Genomic DNA, 21,985 nt, shown 5'->3' with positions numbered 1-21,985 from the left:
CCTCGGCCCGGAAGCGGGCCCAGTAGCGTCGGCAGTCGGTGCAGGCGCCGACGCGCTGCGCGCGGTGCGAGCCGGTCAGCATCGAGCCGGTGATGAGCTGGATCGCGGGCAGGCCGGCGGAGGCGGCGCCCATCAGCTGCGCCGGCACGGTCTTGTCGCAGCCGCCGATCAGCACGACGGCGTCCATCGGCTGGGCCCGCAGCATCTCCTCGGTGTCCATCGACATCAGGTTGCGCAGGTACATGCTGGTCGGCTGCGCGAAGCTCTCGCCGATCGAGATCGTCGGGAACTTCACCGGCAGGCCGCCGGCGAGCATCACGCCGCGCTGCACCGCCTCCACCAGCTGCGGCATGTTGCCGTGGCAGGGGTTGTAGCCGCTGCCGGTGTCGGCGATGCCGATCACCGGACGGTCCAGCGCCGAGTCGGTGTAGCCGGCGCCCTTGATGAAGGCCTTGCGCAGGAACAGGGAGAACCCGGCGTCGCCGTAGTTCACCAGGCCCTTGCGCATGCCTTCGGGGCCGCCGGGGGGCTGCTTGGGATCGGATGGAGAGGAAGACATGGCGCTCACTTCTGTGTCGGAATCACTCGTCGGCCTTGACGCCGGTCTGGTCGATGACCCGGGCCCATTTTGCAATCTCGGCCTTGAGGCGGTCGGCCGCCTGCGGCGGCGTCTGCGGCGCCAGCACGTACACGCCCTGCTGCAGGAACTGCTCCTTCGCTGCCGGGTCCTGCATGATCTTCCCGATCTCGGCGTTGAGGCGGGCGACGACCTCGGCCGGCGTTCCCGCCGGGGCCAGCACGCCGAAGGTGGAGGTGACCTCGTAATCCTTCCAGGGCGAGGACTCGGCGACGGTCGGCACCTCCGGAAGCATCGAGATGCGCTGCTGCGTGGTCACCGCCAGCGCGCGCAGCTTGCCGGCCTTGATCTGCTGCAGCGCCGCCGGCACCGTCTCGGCGGTCATCAGCACCTGGCCGCCGACCAGATCGGTCATGGCCGGGCCGCTGCCCTTGTACGGGACGTGGATCATCTCGGCGGCCGCGTTGATGCGGAAGATCTCGGCGGCCATGCGCTGGGGCGCGCCCGCGCCGGACGAGGCGTAGGTCAGCTTGCCGGGATTGGCCTTGGCGTACGACACCAGCTGCTGGAAGCTCGTCGCCGGCACCGAGGGATGCACCACGAACACCAGCGGCACGTAGCCGACCACCTGCACCGCCGTGAGGTCCTTCTGCAGGTCGTAGGCGAGGCGGCCCTTCTCCAGCTTGGCCATGGTGGAGTGCGAGGTGATGGCGCCCATCAGCAGCGTGTAGCCGTCCGGCTTGGCCTTGGCGACCGCATCGGCGCCGATGTTGCCGCCGGCGCCGCCCCGGTTGTCGACCAGCACCTGCTGGCCGAGCGCGGTGCCCAGCCGTTGCGCCACGATCCTGCCGATGACGTCGGTGGCGCCGCCGGGCGGGTACGGCACGACCAGGCGGATCGGCTTGTCGGGGTAGGCGGCCAGGGCCAGCGCCGGCAGCAATGCGGCGGCGGCCAGCGCGGCGCACAGGCCGCGGCGCAGGAAACGATGGGCGCTCATGTGGTCTCCAGTTGAAAGGGCGCCAGTGTGGGCCGGCGCCGGGTCTGGCACCAAGCCCTTGGCGCTATCTTCACAACAAAAAATATCTTGCGAACCCGCCTGCCACAATGACGTCGCCGCCGCCGGCGTTATGCTTGCCGGCCTGGCCGCACGCGCTGCAAGCGCCAGCCGCGTCTTCCAGTTCCCAGCGTTTCAAGGAACCCTCGTCATGAGCACCGCTGCCCGCCTCCAAGGCATCTTCTCGCCCGTCCTCACGCCCTTCAACGCCGACTACACGCCGGACCCGGTGCGCTTCCAGCGCCATTGCCGCTGGCTGCTCGATCAGGACGTCGGCCTGGCGATCTTCGGCACCAACTCCGAAGCCAACTCGCTGGGGCTGGCCGAGAAGCGCCGGCTGCTGGACTCGCTGCTGGAAGCCGGCCTGCCCGCCGCGCGGATGATGCCCGGCACCGGTTGCTGCGCGCTGCCCGAAACCATCGAGCTGACCAAGCGCGCCGTGCAGGCCGGTTGCGGCGGCGTGCTGATGCTGCCGCCCTTCTACTACAAGGGCGTGAGCGACGAGGGCCTGTACCGCTCGTTCGCCAGCGTGATCGACGCCGTCGCCGACGAGCGCCTGCGCATCTACCTGTACCACATCCCGCCGGTCTCGCAGGTGCCGATCACGCGCGGCCTGATCGAGCGCCTGCTGAAGAAGTATCCCGGCATCGTGGCCGGCATGAAGGACAGCTCGGGCGACTGGGAGAACACCAAGGCGATGCTGGAGGAATTCCAGCCGCAGGGCTTCGACGTGTTCGCCGGCAGCGAGAACTTCCTGCTGCGCAACCTGCGCGGCGGCGGCGCCGGCTGCATCACGGCCACCGGCAACGTCAATCCGGGCGCGATCGTGCAGCTGTTCAAGACCTGGAAGAACCAGGATGCCGACCAGCAGCAAGCGAACCTCGACGCCGTCCGCGCGGTGTTCGCCAAGTTCCCGATGATCCCGGCGATGAAGGCCGCGATCGCCTGGAAGAGCGGGCGCGGCGAGTGGGCCACCGTGCGCCCGCCCCTGGTGGAACTCAACGGCGAGCAGCAGCAGGCCCTGCGGGCCGCGCTCGACCAGGTCGGCTTCGTGATGCCCAAGGCCGACCAGCTGGCCTGAGCGCCCCGCCTGCCGCCAGCCCCGGCGAGCTCGCGCCCGCCGGGGCTTTTTCGCATCCGGCCGGCCGTGCCGTTTGCCTCGGGTGGGCGGAGCGCCTACAGTGGTGGGCGACACCACGGCCCCGCAACCGACACCATGTCCCAGCACCTCGACCACCACTCCCCCCTCTTCCGGTACGCGGGCCGGCTCGCCGCGCTGGCGCTGGCCGGCGCGCTGCTGGGCACCGGCGCCGCGGCGGCGCCGTCGGCGCTCACCTGGGGCATCGTCGAGACCGCCGGCCGCGGCTGCGTGGGCGAGGTGTCGCTGCAATTCCAGGCCGCCGGCGCGCTGGGCGGGCACCCGCCGCAGCCGCTGTGCGGATCGACGGCCGTGCGGATGTATCCGGAGCCGCTGCCGGCCGGCCTGCTGACCGTGAGCCTGAAGAACCAGCGCGGCGAGCCGCGCCGCTACCAGATCCCGCTCGACACGGTGTTCCGGCGCGAGAACGTGCGCATGGAGCAGTCGGTGCTCGAACTCGTGTACGGGCAGGACAGCGTCGAACTGTGGGTGCGTCCGCTGGACGCGGCCGGCGGCGGCGCGCCCGACGGCCGCTTCGCCTCGGACGCCGCCGTCGAGCGCAAGCGCATCTTCTTCGGCGGCATGGAGCTCGACGCCGCGCCGCCCCGGCCGGGGATCAGCCGCTCGCGCTGACCGGCGCGCGACGGCCGGCTCCCGGGGGTCACGCCAGCGCCGCCGGCATCGGCACGCCGAGCTTGCCGGCCCACGCCGCAACCGCATCGACGATGCCGGGCGCCAGCGGCACGCCTTGCTGCCGACCCTGGCGGCGCAGCGCCAGTCCGCGCTCGCCCGGCAACCGCACGCCGGCGCCGCCCTGCACCGGCGGATTGGCGCGGCAGGCGCCGGCGATCCAGTCCATCTGCTGCTGGAACGGTTGCAGCCCGTTGAACGCGGCCGGATCGATCACCTGCACGAACACCGTGCCGCCCCAGCGCTGGCCCGGGTCGGAGCGGCCCTGCCCGGCCAGGCCGGCCGTCAGCGCTTCCACCATCAGCGACAGGCCATAGCCCTTGTGGCCGGCGTCGACGCCGCCCAGCGGCAGGATGGTGCCCGCGCGCGGCGGCACCAGCACAGCGGGATCGTCGGTGGGGACGCCGCGCTCGTCGATCAGCCAGGGCGCCGGCAGCTTGCGGCCTTCGCGCGCCAGCCGGCCGGTCAGGCCGTTGGTCGTGATCGATGTCGAAACGTCGACCAGCATCGGCTCCTGGCCGGTCGGAATGCCGACGCCGATCGGGCTGGGCGAGAACACGCCGCGCGTGCCGCCGAACGGCGCCACGGTGCCGGCCGCCGGCGCCGACGTCATCAGCAGCAGCACCAGGCCGTCCTCCGCGACGCGCCGCGCGTACGGCGCCAGCGCCGCGATGTGATGGCTGCGCCGGATGTTCACGATGCCGGCGCCGAACCGGCGCGCGCGGCGGCTCGCCTCCTCGATCGCCCGCAAGGTGAGCCAGGGGCCCGGCAGGCGCTTGCCGTCCCAGGCCAGCACGGCGCCGAGGTCCGACAGCACTTCCGGGTCGCCGTTCACCGCGAGGGAGCCGCTCTCGATTTCGGCCAGGTAGGTCGGCAGCAGCTGCAGGCCGTGGGTGTCGTGCCCCAGCAGATCGCCTTCGACAAGGATGTCGGCAACGTCGTGCGCCCGGTCGGCGGGCATGCCGGCGCGCTGCAAGAGCTGCTGCGCGAATTGCAGCAGCAGCGCCGCATCGTAGGCAGGCGCGGATGGGTTGGATGAATTCATGGGCAAGCGGTACGTGGACGTCGCGCGACTCTAGCCGCGTTCGGTGCGGCGCTCCAGCGGGTATGCGCGGAGCGCCCGGGGCGATCAGGTATATTGCCCGTCGAGTGTCGTGCCTGTCCCCCGGGGTGTGCGCCCTTGCGAGCGGTTCCGAGGCCCGCATGACGTTGGTTGCTTCCGAACGCAGTACACACCAATGATCCGTGCCGCCATCGTCGGCCTCGGCACCTGGGGACAGAACCTCGTCCGCAGCGTGCAGGGCCGCAGTCCCGCCATCCAGTTCGTCGCCGCCGCCACGCGCTCTCCGGACAAGTCGCGCGAGTTCGCGCAGCTGCACGGGCTGCGCATGTTCCCCGACTTCGAATCGGTGCTGCGGGACGCCAGCATCGACGCCGTCGTGCTGGCCACCCCGCACTCGATGCACACCGACCAGATCGTCGCGGCCGCGCGCGCCGGCAAGCACGTGTTCAGCGAGAAGCCGCTGGGGCTGGACGCCGCCGACGCGCAGCGCGCGGCGCAGGCCTGCGCCGACCACGGCGTGACGCTGGGCGTCGGCTACAACTGGCGCTTTCAACCGGCGCTGCAGGCGATCCGCCGCCTGATCGAGAACGGCTCGCTGGGGCGGGTGCTGCATCTGGAAGGCAACTTCTGCGGTCCCAGCGCGTACCGGTTTCCCAGGGGCCACTGGCGCCACGAGCCGGGCGAAGGGCCGGCCGGCGGCATGACCGGCCGCGGCGTGCACGTGATCGACGCCATGCTGTACCTGGCCGGCCCGATCGAGCAGGTGACGGCGCAGAGCTTGCGGCTGGCGCAGGACTTCGGCATGGACGACACCACCTCGATGCTGCTGCGCTTTGCCAGCGGCGCCACCGGCTACCTCGGCACCGTGATCGCCACGCCCGAGACCTGGCGCCTGCAGGTGTTCGGCAGCAAGGCCTGGGCCGAAGTGGGCGACGTCGAGCACCTGCACACCTGGGACCTCAAGGTCTGCACCCTCGACCCCGAGCGCCTCGGAGTCAAGCAGCAGCCGGTGGTCCACACTTTCGAGAAAACCAGCACCGAACGCGCCGAGCTGGAGCATTTCGCCCAGCATGCCGTCAAGCGCCAGCCGATCGTGGAGCCCGGCGGCGACGCCGTGCACAACGTGGCGCTGCTGGAAGCGATCATGCGCTCGATCCGCAGCCAGCTGCCGGCGCGGGTCGGCTGAGAATCACCCAACGAGGAGACCGGACGATGCACCGAACGAGCCGCCGCGTGTTCACGATCGCGGCCTGCGCCCTGGCATGGGGCGCAGGCCATGCGCAAACGCCCTCGGCGTCCGGCTGGCCCACCAAGCCGATCAAGGTGGTCGTGCCCTCGCCGCCCGGCGGGCCGCCGGACCTGATCCTGCGCGCCATCCTGCCGAAGATGTCGGCGACGCTGGGCCAGCCGATCATCGTCGAGAACCGCGCCGGCGCCGGCGGCATGGTCGGCACGGCGTACGTCGCCAAGCTGCCGGCCGACGGTGCCACCTGGCTGTTCACCACCGCGTCGCACGTCAACATCCCGCCGTTCAACGAGAACGCCACCTACGACCCGGTGAAGGACTTCACCCACGTCACGCTGGCGGCGCAGAACTTCGGCCAGGCGCTGGTGGTCCACCCCGACGTTCCGGCGAAGAACGTGCCGGAGCTGATCGCGTACGCCAGGGCGCATCCGGGCAAGCTCACCTACGTCAACGCCGGCAACGGCACGGCCAGCCACATCCCGGCCGAGGTGATGAAGACCATGACCGCAACCGACATCCTCTCGGTGCCGTACCGCGGCGTGGCCGAAGGCACCACCGACCTGATCGCCGGCCGCGTGGACATGTTCTTCGTCGGCACCAACATCGCCCTGCAGCACGTGCAGAGCGGCAAGCTGCGGGCGCTGGCCCTGACCGGCGCGAAGCGCTGGAAAGGCATGCCCGACGTGCCGACGATGGACGAGCAGGGCCTCAAGGGCTTCTCCAAGGTGAACTGGTTCGGGCTGTGGCTGCCGGCCGGCGCGCCGCCGGAGATCGTCAACAGGATCCAGGCGGCTGTCGCCAGGGCGGTGAGCGAGCCCGACGTGCGGCAGCAGTTCGACACGCTGGGCCTGGAAGGCGTCGCCATGAAGCCGGACGAGTTCGCCCGGTTCGTCGCCGACGAATACCGCTCGGCGCAGGAGATCGCCCGCCGCGTGCAGGCCGGAGCGAAGAAATGAGCGCCGAGCCGCAACCCTGGCAATGGCCCGAGGAGCGCTGGCGCGGCATCGTCGGGCACGTTCGCGCCGGCCGTCCGCTCAAGCCGCGCACCTGGCCCGGCGGCGCGCGCTGCGCGGTCGCCCTTTCGTTCGACTCGGATCACGAGACCAACGAGCTGCGCGAAGGCGGCGAATCGATCGGCAAGCTGTCGCAGGGCCAATACGGCAATCGCCAGGGCGTGCCGCGGATCCTCGACCTGCTGGCCAGGCACGACGTGCAGGCCAGCTTCTTCGTGCCGGCCGTCACCGCCCTGCTCTATCCCGCCGAGCAGCGCCGGGTCGTCGCCGAAGGCCACGAGGTGGCGCTGCACGGCTGGATCCACGAGCGCAACTCGGTGCTGCCGGAGGCGGCCGAGCGCGACCTGATGCGGCGCAGCGCCGACGCGCTCGAGCAGACGGCGGGCCTGCGCCCTGTGGGCATCCGCACGCCGTCGTGGGACTTCAGCCCGGCAACGCTCGCCATCGCGCGCGACATGGGGCTGATCTACGACTCCTCGCTGATGGCGGACGTCGACTGCTACGAGCTGCTGCTGGAAGGCGAGCCTACCGGCGTGGTGGAGCTGCCGGTCGAATGGATCCGCGACGATGCGGTCTACTTCAACATGAACCGCTTCGCCGGGCTGCGGCCGTACACGCCGCCGGCCGACGTGTTCGACATCTTCCGCCGCGAGCTCGAGGCGGCGTTCGCCGAAGGCGGCATCTTCCAGCTCACGATGCACCCGCACATCAGCGGCTACCGCTCGCGCATCTGGATCCTGGACGAACTGATCAAGCACGCGCGCGGCCTGGGGCCGGTCTGGTTCGCCACCCACGCCGACATCGTCCGGCACGTGAAGGCCGACGCGCCATGACCGGCGACAACTTCTCGGACGCGCAGGTCGTGCGCAAAACGGTGATCGCCACCGAAGCGGGCGTGGTCGCCTCGCAGCACAAGCGCGCGGCGCAGGTCGGCGCTGCCGTGCTCGCCGCCGGCGGCGACGCGGTCGATGCCGCCGTCGCCACTTCGTTCGCGCTCGGCGTGGTGGAACCCTGGATGAGCGGTGCCGCGGCGGGCGGGTGCATGGTGCTGTGGCGGGCCGACGAGCGCCGCGCCCACGTCGTCAACTACGGCATGCGCTCGCCGCGCGAGCTCGATCCCCGGGACTACCCGCTCAGCGGCACCGGACGCAGCTCGGACCTGTTTCCCTGGGAATCGGTGGTCGGCGACCGCAACGTGCAGGGCGCCACCGCCGTGGCCGTGCCCGGCGTCGTCGCCGGCATGGGCCTGGCCCATGAACGCTACGGCCGCAAGCGCTGGCAGGAACTGCTGGCGCCGGCCGTCGCGCTGGCCGACGAAGGACTGCTGGTCGACTGGTACTTCGGCCTCGTGAGTGCGGCCACGGCCAGGGCGCTCTCGCTGGACCCGGACGCCGCGGCGATGTTCCTGGAGGACGGCCGGTGGCCGATCCTCGGCGCGTGGACCGCGGCCACCGAGCGCCGCCTGGACCAGCGGGCACTGGCCGGCACGCTGCGGCAGATCGCGCAGGAAGGTCCGCGCGCGCTGTACGAAGGCGCGCTGGCCAGGGCCCTGGTGCGCGACGTGCGCGCCAAGGGCGGCTGCCTGAGCGAGGCCGACCTCGCCGGCTACCAGGCCGAGTGGGTCGAGCCGCTGGCCATCCCCTACCGCGGCGGCCAGGTGTACGCCGCGCCCGGGCTGACCGGCGGGCCGACCTTCGCGCAGGCGCTGCGCCAGCTCGAGGCGAACTTCCGGCCCGGGGGCGCCGGACCCGACGCGCCGGCGTATCGCGCGGTCGCACGCTCGCTCGACGAGGCGTTCCGCGCCCGGCTGGCCGGCATGGGCGACCACGAATCGGCCAAGGCGCCGGGCTGCACCACGCACTTCAGCGTGGTCGACCGCCACGGCAACATGTGCGCCGTCACCCAGACGCTGCTGTCGATCTTCGGCTCGCGGGTGGTGTCGCCCGCCACCGGGCTGCTGTTGAACAACGGGATCATGTGGTTCGACCCCGAACCGGGCAAGCCCAATTCGCTCGGGCCAGGCAAGCGCTGCCTGGCCAACTACTGCCCGGTGGTCGGGGTCGGCGCCGAGGGGCGCCAGTTCGCGATCGGCGCCTCGGGCGGGCGCAAGATCCTGGGGGCCGTGCTGCAACTGAGCTCGTTCCTGCTGGACCACGGCATGAGCCTGGAAGACGCCTTCCACCAGCCGCGCATCGACGTGAGCGGCGGCGGCCAGGTGGTGGCCGACCAGGCGCTCGCCCCGGACATCATCGAGGCGCTGCGGCGCGAGATGCCGACGGCGACCACCCGCCGCACGGTCTACCCGTATGCGTTCGCCTGCCCCGCCGGCGTGCTGCGCGAAGGCGGCCGCAACATGGGCTGCACCGAGATCATGTCGCCCTGGGGCGATGCCGTGGCCGGCTGAACGCGAGCTCGCGCGGCCAAAAAAAGAGGGGCCGGATGGCCCCTTCCCTTCCCCCGAACTCCCACCTTGTCCGTCAGGCCGCGGGCGCCGTCAGCTCGCGCCATTGCTGCTGGCGGTGCAGCAGCTGCAGCGCGCTGCCCGCCCCTTCGCCCCAGTGCCGCTCGCCGGCGGCGCCTTGGTCCTCGAACTCGAACCGCAGCTCCTGCAGGTCGCGCTCGGGGATCGCGAATTTCACGGCGCCCATGGCGGTGCGCCTTCAGTGCACGCGCACGTCGAAACGGCGCTTGAGCTCTTCCAGGTCCGTGATGCGAATGTGGCGCTTGTCCACCTCGAGCATGCCTTGCTGCTGGAACGCCGAGAACGCGCGGCTCACCGTCTCCAGCTTCATGCCCAGGTAGCTGCCGATCTCGGCCCGGCTCATGCGCAGGTGAAACTCGCGGTCGGAGTAGCCGCGGGCCGCGTAGCGCTGCGACAGGTTCAGCAGGAAGGCGGCCAGCCGCTCTTCCGCGTGCATGCTGCCCAGCAGCATCATCAGGCTGTGCTCGCGCAGGATTTCCCGGCTCATCATCCGGCTGACGATGTGCTGCATGCCGCTGGTGCTGACCGCCAGCTCGGTGAGCGCCGCGTACGAGATCGCGCACACTTCGCTGTCCTCCAGCGCCATCGCGGCGCTGGCGTGCCGGCCCTGGGCCACGCCGTCCAGGCCGACCAGCTCGCCGGCGATGTGAAAGCCGCTCACCTGCTCGCGGCCGTCCGACAGCATCAGGCTCGACTTGAGCGTGCCCGAGCGGACGGCGTAGATGTAGGTGAACTTGTCGCCTTCGCGGTAGAGGGTCTCGCCGGCCTTGATCTTGCGGCGCGTGAAGCTCAGCTGGTCCAGGCGGGTGAGGTCGACCTCGCTCATGCCGGCCGGCAGGCACAGCTCGCGCAGATGGCAGGTGGAGCACTGGGTCTTCACCGGCGCGGCCGGCGCGCGCAGGGCGACGGCGCCCGGCGGCAGGAAGCGGACGGTCTTGACGGTGGTTTCGGTGGCAGCGGTCATGGTCGTCTCCTGGGAAGTCGGTCTTAGTGGGTGTGATGGGATGCAAGCTCGACGGCCGTGACCAGCTGGTCGAATTCGGTGGTCTTGTCGAGAAAGCGCTCGGCACCCTCGCCGAGATAGCGCTTGCGGTAGGCCGGGCCGGCGTTGTTGCTGAACACGACGAACGCGATGCCGGGCTCCTGCTCGCGCACGGCGCGCAGCACCTGCAGGCCGGTGCCGCCTTCCAGCTGCACGTCCAGCACCACCACGTCGGGTTGGGCGGCCAGGATGCCCTCGATCGACGCCTGCGGCGTCTCGGCCTCGCCGACCACGTCCATCGCGCGCGTTGCCAGCATGGCGGCGACGCGGTCGCGGATCATCGCGGAGTCGTCGGCAAGAAACACTTTCACGGGCGCATTCCTCTCTGTCATGACCGTTACTGTCGCAGGCGGGGGCGCTCGCGGACATCGGCCGCGACTGAATCTGGCCCTCGGAGTCGGCCTGAACGTGGCCCCTCCTGCCTGCCGGGAGGGACTAGGAATATTCCGATGCCGATCCCGGAAAGAGGCATCCGGCAAGCCCCTTTCGGGGTTGCGCGCCCGGCGCGGCCCGCGGGCGCGGTGGCGCCGCCGGCGCGGGCGGTCGCGGCGGTCGCGGCGGTCGCGGCGCGAAGCGTGGTGGCGCCGGCGGTCGCGGCGCAAGGCGATGGCTCAGCCGCTCAGCCGCCGGCCAGCCACGGCTGCGCGGCCAGATGGTCGCGTTCGAAGCGGCGGATGTCGTCGGCGTACTGCAGCGTCAGCCCCACCGCGTCCAGGCCCCGCAGCAGCATGTCGCGGCGCAGCGGATCGATCTCGAAGCGCAGCTCGCGCCCGTCGGCCGGCGTGGCGATGGTCTGGCGCTCCAGGTCGACGCTGATCTCGCAGCGCGCGGCGTCGGCGGCGAGCGCCAGCAGGCGCTCGGTTTCGGCCATCGGCACCGTCAGCGCCGGCACGCCGTTGCGGGTGCAGTTGTCGGCGAAGATGCCGCCGAAGCTGGGCCCGATCACGCAGCGCAATCCCAGCTCGCGCAGGCCCCACACGGCGTGCTCGCGGCTGGAGCCGCAGCCGAAGTTGGGGCCCGTGATCAGCACCACCGCGCGATCCCAGGGCGCGCGGTTCAGGACGAAGTCCCGCCGCTTGCGGCCCGGCGCCTCGAACCGCATATCGAACAGAAAACCCTCGGCCAGGCCGGTGCGGCGGTCGATCCCGCGCAGGAACTGCTTGGGCATCAGCTGGTCGGTGTCGAGGTTGGCGTGCGGCAGCGCGGCCGCGACGCCGCTCACCCGGGTGAAGGCTTGCATGGGCGGTCCTCAGTGGGAAAGCAGCGGCCGCACGTCGGTGATCGCGCCGCGCACCGCGGCCGCGGCGACCATCGCCGGACTCATCAGGTGGGTGCGCGCGCCCGGGCCCTGCCGCCCTTCGAAGTTGCGGTTGGTGCTGGAGGCGCAGCGGTCGCCCGCCACCAGGTGATCGTCGTTCATGGCCACGCACATCGAGCAGCCCGACTGGCGCCATTCGAAGCCGGCCTCGGCGAACACCTGCGCGATGCCTTCGGCCTGCGCCTGCGCCCGCACCTGGGTCGATCCCGGCACCACCAGCGCCCGCACGCCCGGCGCCACGCGCCGGCCGCGCAGCACGCGCGCCGCCGCGCGCAGGTCGTCGATGCGGCTGTTGGTGCACGAGCCGATGAAGGCGTGCGTGATCGGCAGGCCGTCCAGCCGCTGGCCCGGCTGCAGCCCCATGTATTCCAGCGCCCGGACCATGCTGCGGCGGCGGGTCGCGTCGGGCTCGTGCGCCGGATCGGGCACGGCCGCATCGATGGTGGCGCCCTGGTCGGGGCTGGTGCCCCAGGTCACCATCGGCGCGATGGCGCCGGCGTCGATGGCGATGTTGGCGTCGAACACGGCGCCGTCGTCGCTGCGCAGGCGCCGCCAGGCGGCCACCGCCTGGTCCCACAGCCGGCCCTGCGGCGCGCGCGGCTTGCCGTGCAGGTACTCGAACAGCACGTCGTCGGGCGCGACGATCGCGCCGCGGGCGGCGGCTTCCACGCTCATGTTGCACAAGGTCAGGCGCCCTTCGACGCCGAGTGCCGCGACCGCCTCGCCGGTGTACTCGATCACATGGCCGGTGGCGCCGTCGGCGCCGATGCGCTGGATCAGCGCCAGCACCAGGTCCTTCGCGGCCACGCCGGGGCGCAGCCGGCCGCTCACCTCCACGCGCATGGTCCGCATGATGTTGTAGACCAGCGTCTGCGTGGCCAGCAGGTGCTCGATCTCGCTGCTGCCGATGCCGAAGCCGAGCGCCCCCATGGCGCCATGCGTGGTGGTGTGGCTGTCGCCGGCGGCGATCACCATGCCCGGCAGCACCAGCGCCTGCTCGCTCGCGACCACGTGCTCGATGCCCTGGCGCGGATCGAGCATGCCGTAGACGGCGATGCGGTGGCGCTCGCCGTTGGCGTGCATCAGCCGCACCTGCAGCGCCCGCGCCGGATCGGGCACGACCATCGTGCGTTCGCTGCGCTCCGGCGCGGTCGGCGTCACGTGGTCGACCACCGCCACCGAGGTCGACGGCCGCCACACGCTGCGGCCGGCGGCGTCGAGGGCGGCGAACGCCTGCGGACTGGTGTACTCGTTGAGCACCTGGCGGTCCACGTACAGCAGGACCTGGCCCGCGTCGCCGAGCGGACGCACCACGTGCGCATCGACGATGCGCCGATACAGCGTGCGGGCGCTCATCGCGGCCCGGGCGCCGCCACGTACGCGGCGGTGGCCGCGACCACCTCGTCGGTACGGATGTCGTTTTCGGTCAGCCCCGCCGGCAGCACGATCACGCCGTCCTCGTCGGCGACCAGCCGCTGGCCGGGCGTGAAGGTGATGCCGCCGAAGCTGACCGGCACGTCCACCGCGCCGGCGCCGGTGCGCTCGCCGCGGCGCGGCACGGTGCCCAGCGCCTTCACGCCGATGTCCATCGCGTCGATCTCGACGCCGTCGCGGATCGCGCCGTTGATCACCAGGCCGGCCCAGCCGTTGCGCACCGCCAGGCCCGCCATCACGTCACCGAACAGCGCCCGCGCCAGCGAGCCGCCGCCGTCGATGACCAGCACGTTGCCGCGCCCGGGCTGGCCGACCACGTCGCGCATCAGCGCGATGTCCTCGTGGCAGCGGATGGTGCGGATGGCGCCGGCGAACGCGCGCCGCCGGCCCCAGCCGCGCAGCGGCAAGGCGCAGGCCAGCGCGCCTTCGCACGCGTCGCACAGGTCGGAAGTCTTGGGCGTCATGGGCTTTCAGTCGAGGCGGATGTTGGCTTCCTTCACCAGGCGCGCCCAGTTGGCGCTGTCGGCGGCCAGGAAGCGCACGAATTCCTCGGTCGGCCCGGCCACGATGTCGCCGCCCTGCGACGCGATCTTCTCCGCCACCTCGGGCAGCTTCAGGATCGCCGCGACCTCGGCGTTGAGCTTCTTCGTGATCTCGGGCGGCAGCTTCGCCGGGCCCATCACGGCGAACCACTGCAGCATCTCGGCGTTCGGCACCCCGGCCTCGGCCAGCGTCGGCACCTCGGGCAGCAGCGGCGAACGCTTGTTGCTGGTGATCGCCAGCAGGCGCAGCTTGCCGGCATGGGCGTGCGTCATCACGTTGGGCGGGCTCTCGAAGTTCAGCTCCACCTGGCCGGACAGCAGGTCGACGATCGCCTGGCCGCTGCCCTTGTAGGGGATGTGGGTCATCTCGGTCCTGGTGGCCAGCATGAAGCGCGCGGCCGCGAGGTGCTGCGCGCTGCCGCCGCCGGAGGACGCGAAGCGCAGCCCGCCGGGGTTGCTCCTGGCCAGGGCCACGAAGTCCTTGACGTTCTTCGCCGGCACGTCCGGGTTCACGGTCAGCAGCAGCGGCGTGGTGGCGACGCGGATGATCGGCGTGAAGTCCCGCACGACGTCGTACGGCAGCTTCGGATACAGCGCCGGCGCCACCGAGTTCGAGTTGCTGTGGGCCAGCAGCAAGGTGTAGCCATCGGGCCTGGCCTTGGCGACGATGTCGGCGCCCACCGTGCCGGCGGCGCCCGGCTTGTTGTCGACGACGACCGGCTGGCCCAGCCGCTCCTGCAGCTTCTGGCCGATCAGGCGCGCGAGGACGTCGGTGAAGCCGCCGGGCGCGAAGCCGACGACGATGCGGATCGGGCGCTCGGGCCAGTTCTGGGCGGCGGCCGGGCCGGCGACGGCCAGCGAGAGCAGCGCCGCGACGGCCGCGCGGCGGGAATGGCTGAATGGCACGGAGTCTCCTTCGAATGGGATGCGGCGATTTTTTCGAGCCGCACCGCCGATGAGAAGCAACGTTTCGCGGTGCACCCATCACGTTTCGCGATGGGCGGAACGCTCAGGCCCTTGCCGCCGCCTGCAGATGCTCCACCAGCCGGCGCGCCGCCGACGGCAACGCATCGAGGCTGCGCACCACCAGGCACAGTTCGCGATGCGCCCATGCGTCGGTCAGCCGCACGGCGCGGATCGGCAGGCTGGTGGCGAACAGGCGTGCCGCGCCCTCGGGCACGACGCCGATGCCGAAGCCGCCGGCCACCATCAGGCACACGGCGTCGAAGCCGGTGACCTGGATGCGAAACAGCAGCGAGCGCCCGAGCTGCGCGGCTTCGCCCGCCAGCCGCAGGTTGATCGCGCTGCCGGTGCGCAGTCCCACGAACGCCTCGTCCACCACGTGCGCGAACGCCACCGACTTGCGCCTGGCCAAGCGGTGCGCCTGCGGCAGCACGACACACAGGCGATCGCTGCGATAGGGCAGCGACAGCACGGCCTCGCCATGCGCGTACGCGGTGCAGATGCCCACGTCGGCCGCGTTGTCGGCCACGGCGCGCACCGTCGCCGTGCTGTTGCTCTCCTCCAGCAGGATCCGCACCCCGGGATGCGTCAGCGCGAAGCTGGCGAGGTCCTGCGGCAGAAACTGGGTGATGGCGGAGATGTTGGCGAACATGCGCACCTGGCCGCGCAGCCCGCTGGCGAAGCCGCACAGCTGCAGCGGCACTTCGTCGAGGACGGCCAGCGCGCGCCGGGCCAGGGTCACGAGGGCGGCGCCGGCGGACGTCGGCTCGACGCCGCGGGCCTGCCGCAGCAGCAAGGGGCTGCCCAGCGCCTTTTCCAGTTCGGCGATGCGGCGGCTGATCGCCGCGGCGGCGATGTGTTCGCGTTCGGCGGCGGCGGCGATCGACCCCTGCTCCACGACGGCGACGAACAGCTGCAGGGACACCGGATCCAGTCGCATGCGCAAATTATGGAGCGGATGAGCAGGCGCGCCGGCACCCCGCCGCCGGCGTAGGAAAGGCGCGATCCGGATCGTAGGACGATGCTCACAACTCTGGTGGAAAATGCTGTGGATAAGCGCCACCCCACCCCCGCAGAAGGCGCGTGGAATCTCGCTTCGGACAATCTGCACAAAAAAGCGGCAGCGCCGGCGGCCCGCTGGCGGCATGGGCTGCGGTGAGGCTTGACAAACGCGCCGCCGCCTGCTGGACGAGCCAGCCGTTCGGTGCCACAGTGGCCCGCACCCGCACGAAAAGACGGCCGCGACCCAGGACGAGTTCGGCGCCTTGCTGCAGCGCATGATGGCGCCGGCGCAAGCGGCGACGGCGATGCGTCCGCCCGTTGCTGCACGCCCGACGGCATCTACCCCGACGACGTCTGCGGCGCCCCCGCCGCTCGGCCCGCCTCGACGGTCATCTCCGGCCGCTGACCGGCCGCGGCGACAATGGCGCCATGGCGCATATCCTGATCCTGTATTCGACGACCGACGGCCAGACGCTCAAGATCTGCCGCCATCTGCAGCAGCAGCTGGAGGCGCAGGCCCATCGGGTCACGCTGCGCTGCGTCGACGAGGAGCCGGAGATCGACCTCGCCCCCTACGACAAGGTGGTGGTGGGCGCCCGGATCCGCTACGGCAAGCACACGCCGCAGGTGTTCGAGTTCGCGCGTGCGCACCGGGCCGCGCTCGACGCCAGGCCGAACGCCTTCTTCACCGTGAACGTGGTGGCGCGCAAGCCCGAGAAGAACACGCCCGAGACCAACCCGTACATGCGCCAGTTCCTCGCCCGGAGCGCGTGGCGGCCCAAGGCGCTGGCGGTGTTCGCCGGCCGCATCGACTACAAGCGGTATCGCTTCTGGGATCGCCAGGTGATCCGCTTCATCATGTGGCTGACCAAGGGCCCGACCGCCCCGGACACCGACGTCGAGTTCACCGACTGGAACAAGGTGGAGGCCTTCGGCCGGCTGGTCGCCGCGATGTAGCCGGCGCGGCGCTCAGGCGTCGCGCGGGCCGCCGCCGGCGCGCGAACGGGTGCCGCGCTCGCGCTGCGGCTTGACGCCCTCGGCGACCGCGGGCACCTTGGGCCGCGAGGCAAGGCTGTGCAGCAGATAGGGGAGGATGCTGGCGCTGCCCGCGCCGCTGCGGCGGCCCGGCGGCGGAAGCGAGGGATCCTCGAAGATGCGATCGGGCATGGGAGCGGAACCTTAGCACGGCGCGCGCGTGCGGGCGAGCGTCCCGCGCCGGCGTCCACATGCGATGCATGGTCCATCGGCCCGGCGGCCGCGCGACCGTGCATTTGTTCCCGGCGCCGTGGTCTGCATGTAGCGTTCCCGCCATTTCCGTCGCGCGCGGCGCGGCCGCACCCGGACAATGGCGGCTTTGGGTGATGCACGCGGGCGCTGGCTTGCGGCAGCCGGAGCGAAAGGCCGGCGAACGATGGCGAACCGGTCGATGAACAGGCTGCTGGCGGCAGCCGCGTGGTGTGCGTGCGTCGTGATCGCCGGATGCGGCGGCGGCGGCCAGGACCGGCAGGACGGCCCCGCGCCGGCCGCCGGGCGACAGGGCGCGGTCGAGCCCATGACGCTGGGCGCGGCGCCCGGCGCCGAGTCGGCGCCGGCAATCCGCCGCGCCGCCACCGACAGCGCCCGCGTCACGCTCGATGCGGTCCCCGCCGAGGCGGTCCGGCGGCGCGGCAAACCGGACGACCGGCGCCGCATCGGGGTCGGGCGCGACGTGGCGCCCACCGACACCCCGGGCAAGACCCACGCGCACCTCGCCTGGCGACCGACGCCCGCGGGCGGCATGGTCGGCGCCATCGCCTTCGAATCGCAGCCGGCGCAGGGCTTGCGGCTGGGCGTGCTGGTGCAGCGGCTGCCGGCCGATGCGGTGCTGCGCTTCTATGCGCCGGCCTCGGCCGCGACCCTCGAGGTGCCGGCGCGCGACATCCTCGGGCTGATCAGGCGCAACGAGGAAGCCGGCGACACGACGGCCGCCGGCCGCACCTACTGGAGCCCGCAGGTCGAAGGCGCCCGGATCACGATGGAGGTGGAACTGCCGCCCGGCATCGGGGCGGACGCGGTGGCGCTCTCGGTGCCGAGGCTGTCCCACCTGTTCGCCAGCCCGCTCGCGCCCAGCGCCGGCGAGAACCTCCCGCTGGCCCTGGGCCAGTCCTCGTCGTGCGAAGTCGACGTGACCTGCCATCCCTACGGCGCCGAGAGCAACTCGGTGGCGCGGATGTCCTACGTCGGCACCGACGGCGGCAGCTACTGGTGCAGCGGCACGCTGCTCAACGATCGCGTGTCCAGCGGCACGCCGTGGTTCCTGACGGCCAACCACTGCGTCTCCAGGCAGACGGTCGCGTCGACGCTGGAAACCCATTGGTTCCTGCGTTCCGCGTCGTGCAACAGCGGCGTCACCGATCCGGCCAACCGGGTGCTGCGCGGCGGCGCGACGCTGCTGTACGCCAGTTCGACCACCGACACCTCGTTCCTGCGGCTCGCGGCCACGCCGCCGGCCGGCGTCACGTACGCCGCCTGGTCGCCCGATGCCCTGGCGCTGGGCAGCGCCGTCGCCGGCATCCACCACCCGCGCGGCGACCTCCAGAAGATCAGCTTCGGCAGCGTCGCGGAGTTCGGCGACTGCCGCGTGACGGACCCGTCGGGCGCGTTCTCGTGCACGCAGGCGTCGCCGTCCAGCGCCGCCTTCGTCGACGTGCGCAACACCAGCGGCATCACCGAAGGCGGCAGCAGCGGCTCCGCCCTGTTCCGCACGATCGGCGCCGCCCGCTACGTGGTCGGCCAGTTGTACGGCGGCAATGCGAGCTGCACCAACAGCGGCGGCAGCAACTTCTACGGCCGCTTCGACGTGGCGTACAACGCCGCCCTGCACCAGTGGCTGGATGGCGGCGCCAGCGTCACGCTGGCCGTATCGCGCGCCGGCAGCGGCCAGGGCAGCGTCGCGTCGGCGCCCGCCGGCATCAGCTGCGGCAGCAGCTGCGCGGCGCCATTCACGCGCGGCGCGACGGTGACGCTCAGCGCGCAACCGGCGCCCGGCTCCACCTTCGGCGGCTGGAGCGGCGCCTGCAGCGGCACCGGCCCCTGCGTCGTGACCATGTCCGGCGCGCAGAGCGTGGTGGCCACCTTCTCGGTTGCCACGGTGGCGCTGGCCGCGGCGCTCGACAACACCAGCCTCGCCTGGACCAGTGGCGGCAACGCACCGTTCGCGGCACAAAACAGCATCGTCAGCTACGGCGCGGCGGCGGCGCAAAGCGGCGCGATCGGCAGTTCTCAGAGCAGCTGGCTGGCCACCACCGTCACCGGCCCGGGGATGCTGACGTTCGACTGGAAGGTGTCGTCGGAGGCCAACTACGACTTTCTCACGGTGTCGCTGGACGGCGTGAAGCAGCTCGCCTGGAGCGGCGAGACCGACTGGTACACCAGCTCGGTGAGCATCCCGGCGGGGGTGCACACGGTACGGTGGCAGTACACGAAGGATGCGCTGCTCAGTTCGGGGCGCGACGCCGGCTGGGTCGACCACGTGGTGTTCGTCGCCGACGCCACGGCGCGCGACGTCAACCGCGTGTTCACCTGGGCCGAGTTCGCCTACCCCGGCCTCTTCAAGGGTCCGCCGGCGAGCGGCACCTACCAGGACTACACCTACCGCTATTACCCGGGGAGCGGCAACTACCTCGGCGTGCGCGACGGCCGCGTGTACGTGCACAACGGCGCGAGCTGGAACTTCCTGGATGTCGGCGCTTTCGGCGACTACCTGACCACGGCCAGCACGGCCGGCTTCTGAACGGTCCGGCCCCGGCGCGCAGGCGGCAGCGCCGCCGCCATGGCGCGGACCCAACACCGCAACTCGAGCGCTTGTCGGACAAGGGAGCGTCCCGCCGTCAGCGCCGGCGCCAGCGGCTCAGTTCACCCCTGTCGAGCCTTAGACTTTTCCCGATCATTCACGCCACAAGGGAAGACGGTGCGCCATTCCGACCGACGTCGAGCAGTTTTGAAATCACTCATGGGGGCCGCCGCGGTGGCCTCGGGCCTCACCGCCTGTGGCGGCGGTGGCGGCGACCCGGTACCGGTCCCCGGACCGGCGCCCACGCCAAGCCCGGCGCCCACACCCGCGCCGACCCCGGCGCCGACGCCTGCACCCACACCGGCGCCGACCCCGGCGCCCACTCCCGCGCCGACCCCGGCGCCGACGCCGGCGCCGGCCCAGAACCGCTTCTACCCGGCCTGGACAGCCGCGGTGGTCGACGCCACCGCGAACGTGCCGGGCGCGGCGCCGCAGGTGGCGCCGACGTTCAACAACCAGACTGTGCGCCAGGTGCTGCGGCTCTCGCTGGGCGGCGACACGCTGCGCATCAAGCTCAGCAATCTGTTCGGCAAGGCGCCGCTCACGTTCTCGGGCGTGCGCGTGGCCAGGAGCACGGGCGGCTCGTCGATCGACGTCAGCAGCGACTTCGCCGTCACCTTCAACGGGCAGACGGCGGTGACGGTGCCGGTCGGCGGCGAGGTGTACAGCGACATCGTGCCGCTGGCGACGGCGCCGCTCGCCAACCTCGCGGTCAGCATGTACTTCGCGGGGGCGGTCACCATCGGCACCATCCATCCGGTGGCGCGGCAGACGGCGTATTCGATTCCGGGCAACCAGTTGTCGACCGGCACGCTCGCCACCGCCAGCGTCGATCCGTGGGCGCCGTACTACGCGCTCGCCGCGGTGGAGACGTCGAGCACCGAGGCGACCAGGCTGGTCGTCGCGTTCGGCGATTCGCACACCGACGGCGTCGGCTCGACGACCGACGCGGCCAAGCGCTTCCCGAACCTGCTCGACGACCGCCTCAAGGCCGCCGGCCTGCGCCGCACCGGCATCGTGAACGAGGGCATCGGCGGCAACCGCTGGCTGAACGATTTCGCGGGTCCGAGCGGCAACAGCCGGCTCGATCGGGACCTGCTGAACGTGCCCGGCGCCACCCACGCGATCATCCTGATGGGGATCAACGACATCGGCTTCTCGGTGAGCCCGGCGCCGTCGCAGGACGTGACGGCGGAGCAGATCACCGGGGCGATCGCGAACGCGGTGACGCGGGCGAAGGGCCGCGGGATCAAGGTCGCGCTGGGCACGCTGCTGCCGTACAAGGGCGCGGACTACTTCTCCGCCGCCGGCGAAACCAAGCGGCAGGCGGTCAACGCCTGGATTCGCGCCAGCAGCGGCGCCGACGCGGTCATCGACTTCGACGCCGTGATGCGCAGCAGCGCCGATCCGGCGGTGCTGAATCCGGCGTACGACAGCGGCGACCACCTGCACCCCAACGACGCCGGCTACGCGGCCATGGCCGCGGCCGTCGACCTCGCGACGCTGCAATAGCGACCCAGGCGACGGCGCCGCTCGGCACCGGGGCTTGCGCGCCGCCCGCCGTCAGATCACGGTGAAGCTCGCGGCCGCGAGCGCCGGCGCGCCGACGAGCGTCGCGAAATGCACGGCGGCGCCAGCGCCGCTGCCGTCGGCGTCGTAGGACAGCCACCCGGTGGCAGTGTCGTAGATGATGCGGGTGCTGGCCGTCACCGCGCCGCTGGTGAAAGCGGCCGGCGCCAGGGCGCCGGCCGCCAGGGCGTTGAAGAGCCCGGCGCCGGTGTTCTCCAGCACGATGCTGTCAGCGCCCGACACGAAGTCGGTGATGGTGTCGACGTTGGTCAGCGCATCGAGCGCCGTGTCGAACTGGAAGCTGTCGTTGTTGCCGCCGCCGGCGAGCACGTCGTTGCCGGCGCCACCGTGGATCTCGTCGTCGCCGTTCTGCCCGAAGACCGTGTCGTCGCCCGAGCCGGCGAAGACGAGGTCGCCGCCGCCTTGCCCGTAGATCACGTCGTCCCCGGTGGCGACAGTGCCGGCCACCGTGTTCCCCGCGTTGGTGCCGGTGATCAGGCTGAAGGCCTCGCTGTAGCTGCCAGTGCCCTGCTGAACCTGTACCGTCATCTCGTACACCCGGTCCGCATCCATGTTGCTGGCGCTCACGGCGCCCGTCGAGCCCACCGTGAGATCACCGGCGAAATTGGCGGCGGCGGCGCCGGCCAGGGTCGTGGCCGTCAGCGACAACAGCGAATACACATAGGGCGCGGCGCCGCCATCCGGATCCACCACCGACATCTGGCCGAAGGCGCCCGACGGCAGCGAGTTGCCGCTGGGTGCCACAGTGATGTTCAGGATCAGGTCGGTCGGCGCATCGTTGACCGGCGTGATGTCCAGGCTGGCCGTGCCGGCCACGCTCCTGGGGTCGGCCACGCCGTTGCTGGTGCCGTTGTCGGCGATGGTGTAGCTGAAGCTCACCGCGCTGTCGTCGTTGAGCGCCGGCGTGTAGCTCCAGCTGCCGTCGCCGTTGTTCACCAGGGTGCCGCTGCCGGAGGCGATCGCCAGGGCGCTGGCCACCAGGGCGTCGCTTTCCACATC

The 21,985-nt window shown here is 71.7% G+C and carries 22 protein-coding genes; 9 read left to right on the top strand and 13 right to left on the bottom strand.

Annotation, left to right across the window (positions count from 1 at the left end):
* Both VNT59_RS14935 and VNT59_RS14930 read right to left on the bottom strand, forming a co-directional pair.
* Window positions 1-559: dihydroxy-acid dehydratase (locus tag VNT59_RS14935; protein ID WP_325499430.1), on the bottom strand; the 559-nt coding region annotated here is incomplete at its 3' end.
* Between the two features lie 22 nt (window positions 560-581).
* Window positions 582-1,574: a tripartite tricarboxylate transporter substrate binding protein gene (locus VNT59_RS14930; RefSeq protein ID WP_325499428.1), complete on the bottom strand. Its 993-nt coding sequence runs from the start codon at window positions 1,572-1,574 to the stop codon at window positions 582-584.
* Between the two features lie 208 nt (window positions 1,575-1,782).
* On the opposite strand from VNT59_RS14930, the gene VNT59_RS14925 reads away from it, so the two are divergent.
* Together VNT59_RS14925 and VNT59_RS14920 are read left to right on the top strand one after the other, a co-directional pair.
* Window positions 1,783-2,712 (top strand): dihydrodipicolinate synthase family protein, encoded by a 930-nt coding sequence (locus VNT59_RS14925; RefSeq protein WP_325499426.1) that lies wholly within the window; start codon window positions 1,783-1,785, stop codon window positions 2,710-2,712.
* Window positions 2,713-2,847: 135 nt separating this feature from the next.
* Complete coding sequence (locus VNT59_RS14920) at window positions 2,848-3,402, top strand: hypothetical protein (RefSeq protein WP_325499424.1); 555 nt, start codon at window positions 2,848-2,850, stop codon at window positions 3,400-3,402.
* 28 nt (window positions 3,403-3,430) lie between these two features.
* On the opposite strand, the gene VNT59_RS14915 is transcribed toward VNT59_RS14920, so the two are convergent.
* Window positions 3,431-4,504 (bottom strand): Ldh family oxidoreductase, encoded by a 1,074-nt coding sequence (locus VNT59_RS14915; RefSeq protein ID WP_325499422.1) that lies wholly within the window; start codon window positions 4,502-4,504, stop codon window positions 3,431-3,433.
* Window positions 4,505-4,697: 193 nt separating this feature from the next.
* Here VNT59_RS14915 and VNT59_RS14910 point away from each other — a divergent pair, with 193 nt between their 5' ends.
* The 4 genes from VNT59_RS14910 to VNT59_RS14895 are packed head-to-tail and all read left to right on the top strand — an operon-like array spanning window position 4,698 to window position 9,185.
* Window positions 4,698-5,708 carry a Gfo/Idh/MocA family oxidoreductase gene (locus tag VNT59_RS14910; protein ID WP_325499420.1) on the top strand — a complete coding sequence of 337 codons (1,011 nt, stop codon included), beginning with the start codon at window positions 4,698-4,700 and terminating at the stop codon, window positions 5,706-5,708.
* Between the two features lie 26 nt (window positions 5,709-5,734).
* On the top strand, window positions 5,735-6,724 hold the full coding sequence (locus VNT59_RS14905; RefSeq protein ID WP_325499418.1) for a Bug family tripartite tricarboxylate transporter substrate binding protein: 990 nt from the start codon (window positions 5,735-5,737) through the stop codon (window positions 6,722-6,724).
* On the top strand, window positions 6,721-7,614 hold the full coding sequence (locus tag VNT59_RS14900) for a polysaccharide deacetylase (protein WP_325499416.1): 894 nt from the start codon (window positions 6,721-6,723) through the stop codon (window positions 7,612-7,614). The genes VNT59_RS14905 and VNT59_RS14900 overlap by 4 nt, the downstream gene beginning before the upstream one ends.
* Entirely contained in the window at window positions 7,611-9,185 is a 1,575-nt protein-coding gene (locus tag VNT59_RS14895; protein ID WP_325499414.1) for a gamma-glutamyltransferase, read from the top strand. Before VNT59_RS14900 ends, VNT59_RS14895 begins: the two co-directional genes overlap by 4 nt.
* A gap of 73 nt (window positions 9,186-9,258) precedes the next feature.
* Here VNT59_RS14895 and VNT59_RS14890 read toward each other — a convergent pair whose 3' ends face one another.
* From VNT59_RS14890 to VNT59_RS14855, 8 genes are all read right to left on the bottom strand, one after another.
* Entirely contained in the window at window positions 9,259-9,429 is a 171-nt protein-coding gene (locus VNT59_RS14890; protein WP_325499412.1) for a hypothetical protein, read from the bottom strand.
* 12 nt (window positions 9,430-9,441) lie between these two features.
* Entirely contained in the window at window positions 9,442-10,227 is a 786-nt protein-coding gene (gene fnr / locus VNT59_RS14885; protein WP_325499410.1) for a fumarate/nitrate reduction transcriptional regulator Fnr, read from the bottom strand.
* Between the two features lie 23 nt (window positions 10,228-10,250).
* The gene (locus VNT59_RS14880) at window positions 10,251-10,616 is read right to left on the bottom strand and encodes a response regulator transcription factor (RefSeq protein ID WP_325499408.1); all 366 of its coding nucleotides are present in this window, start codon (window positions 10,614-10,616) and stop codon (window positions 10,251-10,253) included.
* 308 nt (window positions 10,617-10,924) lie between these two features.
* Window positions 10,925-11,545, bottom strand: coding sequence for a 3-isopropylmalate dehydratase small subunit (leuD, locus tag VNT59_RS14875; RefSeq protein ID WP_325499406.1), 621 nt, complete (start codon window positions 11,543-11,545; stop codon window positions 10,925-10,927).
* A 9-nt stretch (window positions 11,546-11,554) separates the two neighbouring features.
* Window positions 11,555-12,979: a 3-isopropylmalate dehydratase large subunit gene (leuC, locus tag VNT59_RS14870; protein ID WP_325499404.1), complete on the bottom strand. Its 1,425-nt coding sequence runs from the start codon at window positions 12,977-12,979 to the stop codon at window positions 11,555-11,557.
* On the bottom strand, window positions 12,976-13,521 hold the full coding sequence (gene rraA, locus VNT59_RS14865; RefSeq protein ID WP_325499402.1) for a ribonuclease E activity regulator RraA: 546 nt from the start codon (window positions 13,519-13,521) through the stop codon (window positions 12,976-12,978). Before rraA ends, leuC begins: the two co-directional genes overlap by 4 nt.
* Window positions 13,522-13,527: 6 nt before the next feature.
* Window positions 13,528-14,505, bottom strand: coding sequence for a tripartite tricarboxylate transporter substrate binding protein (locus VNT59_RS14860; RefSeq protein WP_325499400.1), 978 nt, complete (start codon window positions 14,503-14,505; stop codon window positions 13,528-13,530).
* 103 nt (window positions 14,506-14,608) lie between these two features.
* Window positions 14,609-15,502 (bottom strand): LysR substrate-binding domain-containing protein, encoded by an 894-nt coding sequence (locus tag VNT59_RS14855; RefSeq protein WP_325499398.1) that lies wholly within the window; start codon window positions 15,500-15,502, stop codon window positions 14,609-14,611.
* A gap of 491 nt (window positions 15,503-15,993) precedes the next feature.
* Between VNT59_RS14855 and hemG the strand changes: the two genes are divergently transcribed.
* A complete protein-coding gene (hemG, locus tag VNT59_RS14850) occupies window positions 15,994-16,521 on the top strand; it encodes a menaquinone-dependent protoporphyrinogen IX dehydrogenase (RefSeq protein WP_325499396.1) in 528 nt (175 codons plus the stop codon).
* Between the two features lie 12 nt (window positions 16,522-16,533).
* On the opposite strand, the gene VNT59_RS14845 is transcribed toward hemG, so the two are convergent.
* A complete protein-coding gene (locus VNT59_RS14845) occupies window positions 16,534-16,731 on the bottom strand; it encodes a hypothetical protein (RefSeq protein ID WP_325499394.1) in 198 nt (65 codons plus the stop codon).
* Window positions 16,732-16,990: 259 nt separating this feature from the next.
* Here VNT59_RS14845 and VNT59_RS14840 point away from each other — a divergent pair, with 259 nt between their 5' ends.
* Together VNT59_RS14840 and VNT59_RS14835 are read left to right on the top strand one after the other, a co-directional pair.
* Window positions 16,991-19,336 carry a trypsin-like peptidase domain-containing protein gene (locus tag VNT59_RS14840; protein WP_325499392.1) on the top strand — a complete coding sequence of 782 codons (2,346 nt, stop codon included), beginning with the start codon at window positions 16,991-16,993 and terminating at the stop codon, window positions 19,334-19,336.
* Between the two features lie 453 nt (window positions 19,337-19,789).
* Window positions 19,790-20,908, top strand: coding sequence for an SGNH/GDSL hydrolase family protein (locus VNT59_RS14835; RefSeq protein ID WP_325499390.1), 1,119 nt, complete (start codon window positions 19,790-19,792; stop codon window positions 20,906-20,908).
* Window positions 20,909-20,959: 51 nt separating this feature from the next.
* Here VNT59_RS14835 and VNT59_RS14830 read toward each other — a convergent pair.
* The coding region (locus VNT59_RS14830) for a cadherin-like domain-containing protein (RefSeq protein WP_325499388.1) at window positions 20,960-21,985 on the bottom strand (1,026 nt) is incomplete at its 5' end.

Source organism: Ramlibacter sp. (genome assembly GCF_035554825.1).
Taxonomy (GTDB): Bacteria; Pseudomonadota; Gammaproteobacteria; order Burkholderiales; family Burkholderiaceae_C; genus Ramlibacter.
Note: the sequence above shows the minus strand (reverse complement) of the source record. Positions and strands in the feature narration are given on the sequence as shown.